Below are 12,866 nucleotides of genomic sequence, written 5' to 3'. Positions count from 1 at the left end.
CTGCTAACCGGCGCGTTGCTTCAGCCTGCGAGACGGACCATGTCCGCCTGCGGACCCTTCTGACCCTGCGAGATCTCGAACTCGACCCGCTGGCCCTCTTCCAGGGTGCGGTAACCGTCCATCTGGATCGCGCTGTAGTGGACGAATACATCCGCACCACCGTCGACCGCGATGAAGCCGTACCCCTTCTCCGCGTTGAACCACTTGACGGTGCCCTGAGCCATGCCTAACTCCCCTATTACTGGCCCTTGCACAGATCCACACTTCGCGGACCCGGGTCAGACCTCACCCCCCAACGGTTGGGGGTGTGCGCCGGAACGCGTCGACCGCGGCTGAATGTATCTGCCCAACTGCCGTCTGCAACAGGGCAATCGGACGAGAAAATCTGGACAGGCCCGGTCGGGAATGTACGAACAATTCCCCTGAATTCAGGGCAAGTCGGGCCCCATAAAAGGCGCGAAGCACGCAAATGCCCTACAGACTTTGGCTACTTCATATAGGGCGTGCGGCGCGATTGGATATGCGCCCGGCATGAAATCACAACGGCAAGCGGGCCGGGTTCCCCAACTGTACCGTGCTCAACCATAGAGAATTGCCCCCTCCGCTTCTCTCACGGAGGGGGCAATTCGATGAACAATCCGTAATCAATGTTACCGACGGTTACTACCGGCGGGTATGAACGGTGATCAGCCGCCGGCGACGGCCGGGATGATCGACACGCCCGCGCCGTCCGGCGTGGCTGTCTCCAGACCCTGCTCGAAGCGCACGTCGTCGTCGTTCACGTACACGTTCACGAACCGCCGCAGCTTCCCCTGGTCGTCGAGGACACGGGCGGCGATCCCGGTGTGGTTCTTCTCCAGGTCCGCGATGACCTCGGCGAGGGTGGCGCCTTCGGCCTGGACCTCGGCCTGACCGCCGGTGTAGGTGCGAAGGATGGTGGGGATGCGAACGCTGACGCTCATGACTGGTGACCTCCGGATGTGTGCGGCAGAGCTGGGAGCACGGGGCTGGGTGGTTAGGCGAGCCCGGCGTCGCGGAACGAGTCGAGGTTGGGGCGGATGGTCGCGGTGAGCCCCGTTCCGGCGACCGCGTCCAGCGTCTTGAGTCCGTCACCGGTGTTCAGCACGACGGTCGTCAGCGCCGGGTCCAGCAGCCCGTTCTCGATCAGCTTCCGCGTGACCCCGACGGTCACGCCACCCGCGGTCTCCGCGAAGATCCCCTCGGTCCGGGCGAGCAGCTTGATCGCGTCGACGATCTGCTCGTCGGTCACGTCCTCCACGGCCCCGCCGGTCCGCCGGGCGATGTCGAGGACGTACGGCCCGTCCGCCGGGTTGCCGATGGCCAGCGACTTGGCGATCGTGTCGGGCTTCTGCGGCCGGACGACGTCGTGGCCCGCCTTGTACGCGACGGACACCGGCGAGCAGCCCTCGGCCTGCGCGCCGAAGATCTTGTACGGCTTGTCCTCGACCAGCCCGAGCTTGATCAGCTCCTGGAGTCCCTTGTCGATCTTCGTGAGCTGCGAGCCGGAGGCGATCGGCACGACCAGCTGGTCCGGCAGCTTCCAGCCGAGCTGCTCGCAGATCTCGTACGCGAGGGTCTTGGAGCCCTCGGCGTAGTACGGCCGCAGGTTGACGTTCACGAAGCCCCAGCCCTCGCCGGCCGGGTCGCCGATCAGCTCGGAGCAGAAGCGGTTCACATCGTCGTAGTTGCCCTCGATGCCGACCAGCTCACCGCCGTAGACGGCGGCCATGACGACCTTGCCCTGCTCCAGGTCGTGCGGGATGAACACGCAGGAGCGGAAGCCGGCGCGGGCGGCGGCGGCACCGACGGCGCCGGCGAGGTTGCCGGTGGAGGAGCAGGACAGAGTGGTGAAACCGAAGGCGCGCGCGGCCTCCAGTGCCTGGGCGACGACGCGGTCCTTGAAGGAGTGCGTCGGGTTGCCGGAGTCGTCCTTGATGTAGAGGCCGCCGGTGACACCCAGCTCACGGGCGAGGTTGTCGGCCTTGACGAGGTGGGTCCAGCCGGGGTTCAGATTCGGCTTGGTCGCCACGTCGGCGGGGACGGGCAGCAGGGGCGCGTACCGCCAGATGTTCGCGGGACCGGCCTCGATCCGCTTGCGCAGCTCCTCCGTGTCGTAGGCGGAGTAGTCGTACGCGATCTCCAGCGGGCCGAAACACTCCTCGCAGGCGAAGACCGGTCCGAGGGGGACGCGGTGACCGCACTCGCGACAGCTCAGGGCGGCGGCGGGGCCGAGGTCGACGCTCTCGGCGGCACCGTCGGTGGTCGTGGATTCGGTGGCAACAGTCTGCGCAGCCATGTGAGGCGAGGCCCTTTCTCCTCATCTTCCTCACGACGCATCTCGTCGTGAGACGGATTTGGCACCTTCCCTAGCCGGACCTCGCCACGGCGACGTGACAAGACAGCTGGAGGGTTGCCGGGGCTTCATCGGGCCGTATCCCTCTGCCCCTCTGGATGAGCGGTATTTGGTTGTATACGCACACGAGCACCGACATGCGATGGTCATCAGCGTTGTTCAAGACTGTAACCGAAGGCCAGGACAGTTGAGAGAGCCGTCCGAACCGCGAGATGAACGCAGAGGAGCCGCGCACTGTGCTGAAGGAAGTCGAGCGCTGGCTGAGCACCCGCTCCTGGTCCGTGACCGATCGCCCGCTCCACAGGATCCTTGCCGCCAAACGGGCCTCGGGCCAGACCGTCAGTGTCGTCCTGCCCGCGCTGAACGAGGAGGAGACGGTCGGCGACATCGTCGCCGTCATCCGCCATGACCTCATGGAACAGGTCCCGCTCGTCGACGAGGTCGTCGTCGTGGACTCCGGATCGACCGACCGCACCTCCGAGGTCGCCGCGGCGGCCGGGGCACGGGTCGTCCACCGCGACGACATCCTGCCGCGCCTGCCCGCCGTGCCCGGCAAGGGCGAGGTCCTGTGGCGGTCGCTGCTGGTCACGACCGGAGACATCGTCTGCTTCATCGACGCGGACCTCAAGGAGTTCTCCTCCGACTTCGTCTCCGGGATCGTCGGCCCGCTGCTCACCGACCCCGGCGTCGACCTGGTCAAGGCGATGTACGACCGCCCGCTCGGCGCGGCCGCCGGCCAGGGCGGCCGGGTGACCGAACTCATGGCCCGCCCCCTGCTCAACATGCACTGGCCCCAGCTGGCGGGCTTCGTCCAGCCGCTGGGCGGCGAGTACGCGGCCCGCCGCTCCCTCCTGGAACGCCTCCCGTTCCCCGTCGGCTACGGCATCGAACTGGGCATGCTCGTCGACGCGCTCCACCTCGTCGGCCTCGACGCGCTGGCCCAGGTCGATGTGGGCGTCCGCAAACACCGCCACCAGGACGGGCAGGCCCTGGGCCGCATGTCCGCGGCGATCTATCGCACGGCCCAGCTCCGCCTGGCCCGCGGCCACCTGATCCGTCCCGTCCTGACCCAGTTCGAACGCGGCGCGGAGGGTTTCGAGCCGCGAACGTACTCGGTGGACCTGGAGGAACGACCGCCGATGGCAGAGATCGCGGAGTACGCGGAGCGGAAGGCGGCGTAGGGGGCGCCTGAGGTATGCCGGTCCCTGAAGGGCGGGCCACAGGCCCGTTCCTTCAGGGGCGCGGGGAGCTGCGCGAGAAACCACGAAGTACCCGCACCCGCCGACGCACGAGTCACCCCCACCCCCCTAGGCGCTCCTGTATACGGCCGAACCGCACGTTTGAGCGGTTCGACCACGGGCTAGGTTGAGCCCTATGGCATCAACGCACGCTGAAGCCCAGGTGCTGGTCGCCTCCAACCGCGGCCCCGTCTCGTACACCCAGGACGACTCCGGCGGTCTCACCGCGAAGCGCGGCGGCGGCGGACTCGTGTCCGGCCTGTCGGCGATCGGCCCCGACGCCGGTGCCCTGTGGGTGTGCTCCGCGCTCGGCGACGGCGACCGCGAGGCCGTACGCCGCGGGGTCGGCGAGCCCGGCGTACGCATGCTGGACATCCCCGCCGACGTCCACCACGCCGCGTACAACGGCGTCGCCAACTCCGCGCTGTGGTTCGTGCACCACATGCTGTACCAGACCCCCCTGGAGCCCGTCTTCGACGCGGAGTTCCGGGCCCAGTGGACCGCGTACGAGACGTACAACCGGTCCTTCGCGCAGGCGCTGGCGGAGGAGGCGGCGGACGGCGCGGCCGTGCTCGTGCAGGACTACCACCTGACGCTCGTGCCGAGGATGCTGCGCGAGCTGCGCCCGGACCTCAGGATCGGCCACTTCTCGCACACCCCGTGGGCGCCCGTGGACTACTTCCGGCTGCTGCCCGACGACATCGCCGCGGAGGTGCTGAACGGCATCCTCGGCGCCGACCGGGCCGCGTTCCTGACCCGGCGGTGGGCGGACGCGTTCACCGCGTGCTGTCACGCCGTACTGGGCCCGGACGCCACCTCCGGCACCCGGATCGGTGTGCACGGGCTCGGCGCCGACGCGGACTTCCTGCGGGCCCGCGCGCACGAGGCGGACGTCGACGAGCGGATCGTCGCGCTGCGGGAGCAGATCGGCACGGCTCCCGACGGCACGCCGCGCCGCACGATCGTCCGCGTCGACCGTACGGAACTGTCCAAGAACATCGTGCGGGGCCTGCTGGCGTACCGGCAGCTCCTCGACGACCGCCCGGAGTGGCGCGAGCGCGTCGTGCACGTGGCCTTCGCGTACCCGTCGCGGCAGGACCTCGCCGTGTACCGGGAGTACACCGCCGAGGTCCAGCGGGTGGCGGCCGAGATCAACGAGCGGTACGGGACGCCGGGCTGGACCCCGGTCGTCCTCCACGTCAAGGACGACTTCGCCCGCTCCCTGGCGGCATACCGCCTCGCCGACGTCGCCCTCGTGAACCCCATCCGCGACGGCATGAACCTGGTCGCCAAGGAGGTACCGCTCGTCTCCGACAGGGGCTGTGTGCTGGTGCTGTCGCGGGAGGCGGGGGCGTTCGAGGAGCTGGGCGACGACGCGGTGGTGGTCAACCCGTACGACATCGGGGGGACGGCCGAGGCGTTGCACGAGGCGCTGTCGATGGGCGCGGAGGAACGAACGGAACGCACGAAGCGGCTCACGGCGGCGGCGACGGCTCTGCCACCGGCCCGGTGGTTCTTGGATCAGCTGGGAGAGCTGAGGGCCTAGTAGCTCGGGCCGAGGGGTGCGTTGGCGGGTGCGGGTGGGTGGGGGTTGTTCGCGCCCACGCGGCGGAGCCGCATGTGTCACAGCCCCGCGCCCCTGAAGGGAACGGGCCTGCGGCCCGCCCTTCATCGGAAAAGCACGGGGCCGCAGGCCCCTGCTTTTCCAGGGGCGCGGGGAACTGCGCGAGAAACCACGACGAACCCGCACCCGCCAACGAACCGCGCACCCCGAGCTACTGGGCGCCCCCCGCCCCGACAACCTCGGCGATCCGCGACAGCAACCGCACTACCCCCTCCGGCCCGTCCACCACCAGATCCGCCCTCTCCGACAGCTCCGTCACCTCCGTGCTGCCGCTGCACACCAGCAACCCCGGCACGCCCTCCCCCCGCAGCTTCTCCACCGCGGCGAACGCGGGCAGGTCGCCGAGGTCGTCCCCGGCGTAGAGGACGGCCGTCGCGCCGGAGTCGACGACGTGCCGGCGGAGAGCGACCCCCTTGTCCATGCCCGGGGGCCGGAGTTCGAGGACCATCCGGCCCGGTTCGACGATGAGGCCATGACGGGTGGCGAGGTCGGTCAGCGGCGCGCGCAGCACCTCGAACGTGGCCTGGGGATCGGCCGCGCGCCGGGTGTGGACGGCGACGGCCCGCCCCTTCTCCTCGATCCAGGTGCCCTCCCCCGCCCCCGCCTCGTCCAGCACCGCGGGGAGTTCCGCGCGGACGGCGGTGACCCCGGGGTGCGGGGGCGGCGCGGTGACCGTGTCGGTCGCGGCGTCCCAGCGTTCGGCGCCGTAGTGGCCGAGCACGGTGAGGTGTTCCAGACCGGGGACGCCGGCGAAGCCTCCGTGGCGGACGGCGACGGCGGCGGGGCGGCCGGTCACCACGGCGACGGAGAGGACCCGCGGGGCGAGTGCGGCGAGGGTGGGGACCGCGTCGGGGTGGGCGCGGGCCTGTTCGGGGTCGGGGACGATCGGCGCGAGCGTGCCGTCGAAGTCGAGCGCGATCACCGTACGGCCGGGGTCGGCGAGGATCGCGTCGAGCGCGTCCCGGCCGGCCGGGGTCACAGGTGTCGGCAAGGTGGCCTTGGGGTTCTCGGAATCCTTGTGGCTGCCCATGCCGTCGACCTTATCCGTCACCGCTCGGCCCGGCGGGCCTCCCGCACTCTCCGCAGCCGGTTGACGGTGACCGGGTCGTGGGCCAGGGCGCGTGCGTCGTCCAGCAGGGCGTTCAGGAGCTGGTAGTACCGCACGGGGGCGAGCCCCAGCCGCTCCCGTATGGCCCGCTCCTTGGCGCCCGGGCTGCCCCACCCCTGCCGCTCCAACGCGAGGATGGCCTGCTCACGCGTGTCGAGGCTGTCCATGCGACGACGGTAACGGACGGGACCGACAGGGGGATGACTCGTGCGTCGCCGGGTGCGGGCGAGTGCGGGCCGTTCGCGCCCACGCGGCGGAGCCGCATGTGTCACAGCCCCGCGCCCCTGAAAAGCGACCGGGGCTGCGCCCCGTACTTTTCATGAAGGGGCGGGCCGCAGGCCCGTTCCCATCAGGGGCGCGGGGAACTGCGCGAGAAACCACGACGAACCCGCACCCGCCGACGAACCGCGTACCCCCGAGCTGGAAGGCGCCCTAGTCCTCCCGCTCCGCCTCCGTCGCCGTCTCCTGCAACCTCTCCAGCACCACCCGCGGCTTCGCGTTCGACGACACGGCCGTCCCTATCTCCCGCTTCACCGCCGCACTGACCTCCGCCCACGACGTCTTCCCGGCGGGATACAGCTCGGCCGAGGGGAGTTCCGTCAGGAACGGCGTGAGGTCGGCGGTGTCCTTGTCCTCCGCCATCGCCTGCGACGCCGACGCCGTCACCGGCAGCAGGTCGTACTCGCGGGAGAACGCGAGGACGTTCTTGTCGGCGTAGACGTAGTCGAGGAAGTCGCCGATCTCCTCCCGGTGCCCGTTCTGCTTGAACGCCATCATCCAGTCGGTGACCCCGAGGGCCGCCCGCGACCGCCCCTCGCGCCCCGGCAGGGCGGCGGTGCCGAACTCGACGCCCTTGTCCTCGGCCATCTTCATCAGGCTGGGGTGCCCGTTGAGCATCCCGACCTCGCCGCGCGTGAACGCGTCGAACGCGTCGGCCCGGTTCAGCTTGGCCGGCGCGGTCGGCCCGGTGAGGCCCTTGTCGACCAGTTCCTTCTTCAGCCAGGTGAAGGTCCGCACGTTGTCGTCGGAGTTGAGCTGGTACGTGCCGACGTTGTCCACGTATCCGGCGCCGCCGCTGAGCAGCCACTGCATGGTCTCGGCCTGGGCCTCCTCGGGCCCGAGCGGCAGCGCGTAAGGGGTCTTGGTGCCGGCCGCGCGGAGCGCCTCCGCGTCGGCGGCCAGTTCGCCCCAGGTGCGCGGGGCCTCGTCGATCCCGGCCTTGGCGAACAGCTTCTTGTTGTAGAAGAGCACGCGGGTGGACGCGGCGAAGGGCATGCCGTACGCGGCCCGCTTCACCTTGCCCGCGTTGGCGAGCTGGCCGAGGAAGTCGCCCTGGACGGGTATGGAGAGCAGGTCGTCCACCTCGTAGAGCTTCCCGGCGGCGGCGTAGTCGGCGAACGTGCCGATCTGCGCCATGTCGGGGGCCTTACCGGCGTCGACCATCTCCTTGACCGCGCGGTCGATGTCGTTCCAGGAGCGCACGGTGACGTCGATCTCGACGTCGGGGTGGCCCTTCTCGTACGCCGCGACGAGGTCGTCCCAGTACTTCTGGGAGCTGTTGGCCTTGGAGTCGCCGTAGTCGGCGGCCACCAGTTTCAGGGTGACCTTCTGCCCGTCCGTCTCCCCGGCGCCGCAGCCCGCAAGCGTGGACATCAGCCCCAGCGCGGACAGTGCCGCGAGTGCCGAGGTGGTCCTGATGTGGGTCTTCGTCCGCCGCTGTCGCACTTGTGCCGCCCCAAACCTGTCGCGCTTATCGAACGGGCTTCGAACAAAACAGCCTGGATCGCAGGCTTGCGTTCAAGCCTGTTCATCCTTCAACTTCTCGAACTTCTTCATAAGGTCTACACCACGTGAGTGGACTAGACCTCTTGAGGGTACACGGGCCACACTGTCCTCCGTGAGACATGTCATCGCCCTCGATGTGGGCGGCACCGGGATGAAGGCCGCGCTGGTCGGTGCGGGCGGCGAGCTGCTGCACCAGGCGCGCCTCGCCACCGGCCGTGACCGCGGGCCGGACGCCGTCGTCGCGTCGATCCTCGACTTCGCCGCCGAGCTGCGCGCCCACGGCGAGCGGCACTTCGGCGAGCCCGCGTCCGCCGCCGGTGTCGCCGTGCCCGGCATCGTCGACGCCGAGCGGGGCGTCGCCGTCTACGCGGCCAACCTCGGCTGGCACGACGTACCGCTGCGCGCGCTCCTCGCCGAGCGCCTCGGCGGCATACCGGTCGCCCTCGGCCACGATGTGCGCACCGGCGGTCTCGCCGAGGGCCGGGTCGGCGCGGGCATGGGCGCCGACCGCTTCCTCTTCGTGGCGCTCGGCACCGGCATCGCCGGCGCGATCGGCGTCGAGGGCCGGGTCGAGGCGGGCGCGCACGGCTTCGCCGGCGAGATCGGCCACATCGTCGTACGCCCCGGGGGAACCCCGTGCCCCTGCGGTCAGCGCGGCTGTCTGGAGCGCTTCGCCTCCGCGGCGGCGGTCAGCCAGGCCTGGGCCGCGGCCACCGGCGACCCCGGCGCGGACGCGGAGGACTGCGCGCGGGCCGTGGAGTACGGCGACCCGCGGGCGCGCGGCGTCTGGCAGGAGGCGGTCGACGCCCTCGCCGACGGCCTCGTCACCGCGATCACTCTGCTGGACCCCCGCACCCTGATCATCGGCGGCGGCCTCGCCGAGGCCGGGGAGACCCTGTTCGCCCCGCTGCGGGCCGCCATCGAACACCGGGTGACCTTCCAGAAGGTCCCCGCACTCGTCCCGGCTTCCCTCGGCGACACGGCGGGCTGCCTCGGCGCCGGCCTCCTGGCCTGGGACCTCCTCACGGACACGACCCCCACGACCCCGACGGACGCTTCGGAGGCAACCCCCTGATGCCGACCCAGCAGGACTTTTCCGCTTCCGGCGCGAGCAGCGAGCCCGAAGGGGCGCGGGGAACCGCGCGCCGAGCCCCCACCCGCCCGCAGGCGCCGTCGGCGGCGCGGCCCTTCGTCCTGGAAGGTGTCGACGTCGTCCTCCCCACCGGCATCGTCGAGAACGGCCGGGTCGTGGTCGACGGCACCCGGATCGCCGAGCACGCCCCCGCCGACGCCCCCGTCCTTGCGGCCCACGGCCTGTGGGCCGTCCCCGGTTTCGTCGACCTCCACAACCACGGCGGCGGCGGGGCGTCCTTCACCTCGGGCACGGTCGAGGACGTCCTGAGGGGCATCCACACCCATCGTCTGCACGGCACCACCACCCTCGTCGCCTCCACCGTCACCGGCGACATGGACGGCCTCGCCCACCGCGCCGGGCTCCTCTCCGAACTCGCCGAGCAGGGCGACATCGCGGGCATCCACTTCGAGGGCCCGTTCATCTCCCCGTGCCGCAAGGGCGCCCACTCCGAGGCGCTGCTGCGCGACCCGGACCCGGCGGAGGTCCGCAAGCTGGTCGACGCGGCACGCGGCAGGGCGAGCATGGTCACCCTGGCCACCGAACTCCCCGGCGGCCTGGACTCCGTACGGCTCCTCGCCGAGCACGGCGTCCTCGCGGCGATCGGGCACACGGACGCCACGTACGAGCAGACCGTGCGTGCCATCGAGGCGGGCGCGACCGTGGCCACGCATCTGTTCAATGCGATGCCCCCGCTGGGTCACCGCGAACCCGGCCCGATCGCGGCGCTCCTGGAGGACGAGCGGGTCACCATCGAGCTGATCAACGACGGCACGCATCTGCATCCGGCCGCCCTCCAGCTGGCGTTCCGTCACGCGGGCGCCGAGCGGGTGGCGTTCATCACCGACGCGATGGACGCGGCCGGTTTCGGCGACGGCCGCTACATGCTCGGCCCGCTGGAGGTCGAGGTCGCCGACGGTGTGGCCCGCCTGGTGGAGGGCGGCTCCATCGCCGGCTCGACCCTCACCCAGGACCGCGCCTTCCGGCGGGCGGTCACCCTCGACCGCCTCCCCGTCGAGTCCGTCGTCGCCGCGCTCTCCGCCAACCCGGCCAGGCTCCTGGGCCTGGACGACCGGATCGGCTCCCTGGAGCCGGGCAAGGACGCCGACATCGTCCTCCTCGACGCGGACTTCGCCGTCAAGGGCGTCCTGCGCAAGGGCACCTGGGTGGTGGACCCCTTCACGAACTGAGCCGACGGCGGCGGCCGGCCAACGGGGACGGCGGACGGCAGCCGGCGGGGGGCGGACGGTGGGGGCGATCGATCCCCAACCCAACCCATCCGCCCCTTTGTTGGCGGGTGGTGCGGAGTGCGGCGGTTGGCCCCGGGGACTGGGCCGACCGCCGCTCTTTTGGCATGATCGAGCCTCCGCAACAGCTGTCGCCGAGCGCATTCTGATGTCAACGAAGACCGAACGCGTCGCGCCGTCGAATTCGAGGGGGTAGCCCCGGGTGATCCTCACGGTCACGCTGAACACCGCTCTCGACATCACCCACCGCGTACGGGCCCTCCGGCCCCATGCCACGCACCGGGTGACCGAGGTGATCCAACGCCCCGGCGGCAAGGGCCTGAACGTGGCCCGCGTGCTCGCCGCCCTCGGCCATGAGGTGACGGTCACCGGCTTCGTCGGCGGCGGCACCGGACGCGCCGTCCAGGAGGGGCTCACCCGGACGCCGGGCATCGTGGACGCGCTCATCCCGGTGGAGGGGGCGACGCGCCGGACGATCGCGGTCGTCGACGCCACCGGTGACACGACTCAGCTCAACGAGCCCGGCCCGCTCATCGCCCCGGCCGAGTGGTCCGCGTTCCAGGAGGCGTACGAGGTGCTGCTGCGCTCCGCCTCGGCGGTGGCCCTGTGCGGCAGCCTGCCGCCGGGAGTACCGGTGGGCGCGTACGCGGGCCTGATCCGTACGGCGCGCACCCTGGCCGTCCCCGTCCTGCTGGACACCAGCGGTGAGCCGCTGCGGCGCGGGGTGGCGGCACGCCCCGACGTGGTGAAGCCGAACGCCGAGGAACTCGCCGAACTCACCGGCTCCCACGAGCCGTCCCGCGCGACACGTGACGCGCGCCGCCGGGGTGCCCAGGCGGTCGTCGCCTCGCTCGGCCCCGACGGTCTCCTCGCCCACACGCCCGAGGGCCACTGGCGGGCGACCCCGCCCCGCCGCTTCCGCGGCAACCCGACGGGCGCCGGCGACGCGGTGGTGGCGGGCCTCCTGTCGGGCCTGGTCGAACACCTCCCCTGGCCCGACCGCCTCACCCGGGCGACGGCCCTGTCGGCGGCGACCGTACTGGCCCCGGCGGCGGGCGAGTTCGACCAGCGGGCGTACGAGGAACTGCGCACGCAGGTGGCGGTGACGGGGGAGGTCAGCGCGGCCTGAAGGGGGCTGGGCCCGCTCAAGGCCTCAGCTGCTCTTCTTCCAGCCCTTTTCCAGGTACATCTGGTCGAAGTTCACGTCGCAGGAGTTGCCCTGCTCGCACGAGATCTTGACCTCGTTGGTGCCCTTGTTGAGCTGGAGGAGCGCGAAGGTGTTCGTCCAGCCCTTCTCGTAGTCGCCCTCGGGGCCCCTCGAGAAGTTGGACAGGTTCAGAGGGCGGGTCTGGGCCGTGCCGTTCACCGTGAGGGTGGCGTTCTGGTCCTTGCCCGGGACACCGTAGAGCACGTACAGCGTGTACTTGCCGGCCGCCGGGACATCCTCCATCTTCCACGTCACCGACGACCCGACCGAGTTGAAGTTGGTGACGTAGAAGCCGCCCTCGGACTTGGCGCCGGGGATGTCGGAGGCGACCGTGGCGTTGCCGCCGAGTTGGAGGGTCTTGGCCTCCGCCTTGGGGAGTTCGCCGGGCTTCTGCTCGGTCTTCTTGGTCGTCGACGGGCTGGGCTCGGTGTTCTGGTCGGCCGTCGGCGCGGTCGAGGGGCCGCCGCCGGCGTTGTCGTCCGCCTTGTCGTCCCCGCCGATCATGGCGACGCCGATGCCGATCACCACGGCGGCCACGACGGCGATCGCGCCGATCAGCAGCCCCTTGGTGTTGGGGCCGCGTCCGCGCCCGCCGCCCCCGCCGCCGTGCGACTGCTGACGGGTCGTCTCGGCGCCGCCGGAGAAGGACTCCGGGGCCTGGTAGTGCGCGTTCGGCTGGCCGTAGCCGTTCTGCTGGGGGACCTGGCCGTACGCCGCGGTGGGGGCCTGCTGGGCGGGGGCCGCCTGCTGGGTCTGCTGCCCGTACTGGCGCTCACCGACCGGCCGCACCCGGTTGACGGCGTTGGGGTAGCCGTAGCTCCCCGTGGGCGGCTGGGCGCCCCGGGCCTGGCCGTCGGCGTAGAGGTAGCCGAACGGGTCGTCGTCCTCGGGCGTGCTCGCGCCGTTGTTGCCGGGCGTCATCCCTAGGTCTCCTCAGCGGTGCGGTACATGCGGCGTACGGGTGGCTTCTTGCAACAGGGGTGTAGGAGAGCGAGCCTACCCGCTCACGCTGAGCCAAACGGGTGACTCAGCCCTCGTGGCCTGAGTCACCATCACGCCGGGAGACCCCTCATCGGGGGCCTCACCAGCGCTTTTCCCGGCTTGTCGGGCTACTGCCCGGCTCTGGTCATCCGGCCCGCCGATGCTGTTTG

General features: G+C 71.1%; 12 protein-coding genes and 1 riboswitch. Of the genes, 5 read left to right on the top strand and 7 right to left on the bottom strand.

Annotated features, from left to right (window positions below; translation table 11 throughout):
- Positions 1-20: 20 nt before the first annotated feature.
- From M8J73_RS42500 to thrC, 3 genes are all read right to left on the bottom strand, one after another.
- Complete coding sequence (locus M8J73_RS42500; protein WP_009339379.1) at positions 21-224, bottom strand: cold-shock protein; 204 nt, start codon at positions 222-224, stop codon at positions 21-23.
- A gap of 462 nt (positions 225-686) precedes the next feature.
- Positions 687-962: a MoaD/ThiS family protein gene (locus M8J73_RS42495; protein WP_055518759.1), complete on the bottom strand. Its 276-nt coding sequence runs from the start codon at positions 960-962 to the stop codon at positions 687-689.
- A gap of 53 nt (positions 963-1,015) precedes the next feature.
- Positions 1,016-2,317: a threonine synthase gene (gene thrC / locus M8J73_RS42490; RefSeq protein WP_055540671.1), complete on the bottom strand. Its 1,302-nt coding sequence runs from the start codon at positions 2,315-2,317 to the stop codon at positions 1,016-1,018.
- Between the two features lie 18 nt (positions 2,318-2,335).
- Positions 2,336-2,479: riboswitch (SAM riboswitch) on the bottom strand.
- 131 nt (positions 2,480-2,610) lie between these two features.
- Between thrC and M8J73_RS42485 the strand changes: the two genes are divergently transcribed.
- Together M8J73_RS42485 and M8J73_RS42480 are read left to right on the top strand one after the other, a co-directional pair.
- Positions 2,611-3,555 (top strand): glucosyl-3-phosphoglycerate synthase, encoded by a 945-nt coding sequence (locus M8J73_RS42485; RefSeq protein ID WP_055540670.1) that lies wholly within the window; start codon positions 2,611-2,613, stop codon positions 3,553-3,555.
- Between the two features lie 193 nt (positions 3,556-3,748).
- A complete protein-coding gene (locus tag M8J73_RS42480) occupies positions 3,749-5,158 on the top strand; it encodes an alpha,alpha-trehalose-phosphate synthase (UDP-forming) (RefSeq protein WP_055540669.1) in 1,410 nt (469 codons plus the stop codon).
- A 229-nt stretch (positions 5,159-5,387) separates the two neighbouring features.
- Here M8J73_RS42480 and otsB read toward each other — a convergent pair whose 3' ends face one another.
- The 3 genes from otsB to M8J73_RS42465 all read right to left on the bottom strand — a co-directional run bounded on the left by otsB (position 5,388) and on the right by M8J73_RS42465 (position 7,997).
- Positions 5,388-6,266: a trehalose-phosphatase gene (gene otsB / locus M8J73_RS42475; RefSeq protein ID WP_249829839.1), complete on the bottom strand. Its 879-nt coding sequence runs from the start codon at positions 6,264-6,266 to the stop codon at positions 5,388-5,390.
- Positions 6,267-6,283: 17 nt separating this feature from the next.
- Positions 6,284-6,511, bottom strand: coding sequence for a DUF3263 domain-containing protein (locus tag M8J73_RS42470; protein ID WP_055538782.1), 228 nt, complete (start codon positions 6,509-6,511; stop codon positions 6,284-6,286).
- A 265-nt stretch (positions 6,512-6,776) separates the two neighbouring features.
- Positions 6,777-7,997, bottom strand: a complete 1,221-nt coding sequence (locus M8J73_RS42465; protein ID WP_079054838.1) for an extracellular solute-binding protein — start codon at positions 7,995-7,997, stop codon at positions 6,777-6,779.
- A gap of 244 nt (positions 7,998-8,241) precedes the next feature.
- Here M8J73_RS42465 and M8J73_RS42460 point away from each other — a divergent pair, with 244 nt between their 5' ends.
- From M8J73_RS42460 to M8J73_RS42450, 3 genes are all read left to right on the top strand, one after another.
- Positions 8,242-9,204 (top strand): ROK family protein, encoded by a 963-nt coding sequence (locus M8J73_RS42460; protein WP_055538784.1) that lies wholly within the window; start codon positions 8,242-8,244, stop codon positions 9,202-9,204.
- Positions 9,204-10,451: an N-acetylglucosamine-6-phosphate deacetylase gene (nagA, locus tag M8J73_RS42455; protein ID WP_079054837.1), complete on the top strand. Its 1,248-nt coding sequence runs from the start codon at positions 9,204-9,206 to the stop codon at positions 10,449-10,451. The genes M8J73_RS42460 and nagA overlap by 1 nt, the downstream gene beginning before the upstream one ends.
- A 259-nt stretch (positions 10,452-10,710) precedes the next feature.
- On the top strand, positions 10,711-11,637 hold the full coding sequence (locus M8J73_RS42450) for a 1-phosphofructokinase (RefSeq protein WP_055538785.1): 927 nt from the start codon (positions 10,711-10,713) through the stop codon (positions 11,635-11,637).
- A 24-nt stretch (positions 11,638-11,661) separates the two neighbouring features.
- On the opposite strand, the gene M8J73_RS42445 is transcribed toward M8J73_RS42450, so the two are convergent.
- Positions 11,662-12,636: a CBM35 domain-containing protein gene (locus M8J73_RS42445; RefSeq protein WP_055538786.1), complete on the bottom strand. Its 975-nt coding sequence runs from the start codon at positions 12,634-12,636 to the stop codon at positions 11,662-11,664.
- Between the last annotated feature and the right edge of the window lie 230 nt (positions 12,637-12,866).

The sequence above is a fragment of the Streptomyces neyagawaensis genome, assembly GCF_023516595.1.
GTDB lineage: Bacteria > Actinomycetota > Actinomycetes > Streptomycetales > Streptomycetaceae > Streptomyces > Streptomyces neyagawaensis.
Note: the sequence above shows the minus strand (reverse complement) of the source record. Positions and strands in the feature narration are given on the sequence as shown.

What these genes read in the sequence shown, in the direction of transcription:
- M8J73_RS42470 (WP_055538782.1), bottom strand. Translation starts at nt 6,511, where the DNA reads ATGGACAGCCTCGACACGCGTGAGCAGGCCATCCTCGCGTTGGAGCGG.
- M8J73_RS42495 (WP_055518759.1), bottom strand. Translation starts at nt 962, where the DNA reads ATGAGCGTCAGCGTTCGCATCCCCACCATCCTTCGCACCTACACCGGC.
- thrC (WP_055540671.1), bottom strand. Translation starts at nt 2,317, where the DNA reads ATGGCTGCGCAGACTGTTGCCACCGAATCCACGACCACCGACGGTGCC.
- M8J73_RS42480 (WP_055540669.1), top strand. Translation starts at nt 3,749, where the DNA reads ATGGCATCAACGCACGCTGAAGCCCAGGTGCTGGTCGCCTCCAACCGC.
- M8J73_RS42500 (WP_009339379.1), bottom strand. Translation starts at nt 224, where the DNA reads ATGGCTCAGGGCACCGTCAAGTGGTTCAACGCGGAGAAGGGGTACGGC.
- nagA (WP_079054837.1), top strand. Translation starts at nt 9,204, where the DNA reads ATGCCGACCCAGCAGGACTTTTCCGCTTCCGGCGCGAGCAGCGAGCCC.
- otsB (WP_249829839.1), bottom strand. Translation starts at nt 6,266, where the DNA reads ATGGGCAGCCACAAGGATTCCGAGAACCCCAAGGCCACCTTGCCGACA.
- M8J73_RS42465 (WP_079054838.1), bottom strand. Translation starts at nt 7,997, where the DNA reads ATGTCCACGCTTGCGGGCTGCGGCGCCGGGGAGACGGACGGGCAGAAG.
- M8J73_RS42445 (WP_055538786.1), bottom strand. Translation starts at nt 12,636, where the DNA reads ATGACGCCCGGCAACAACGGCGCGAGCACGCCCGAGGACGACGACCCG.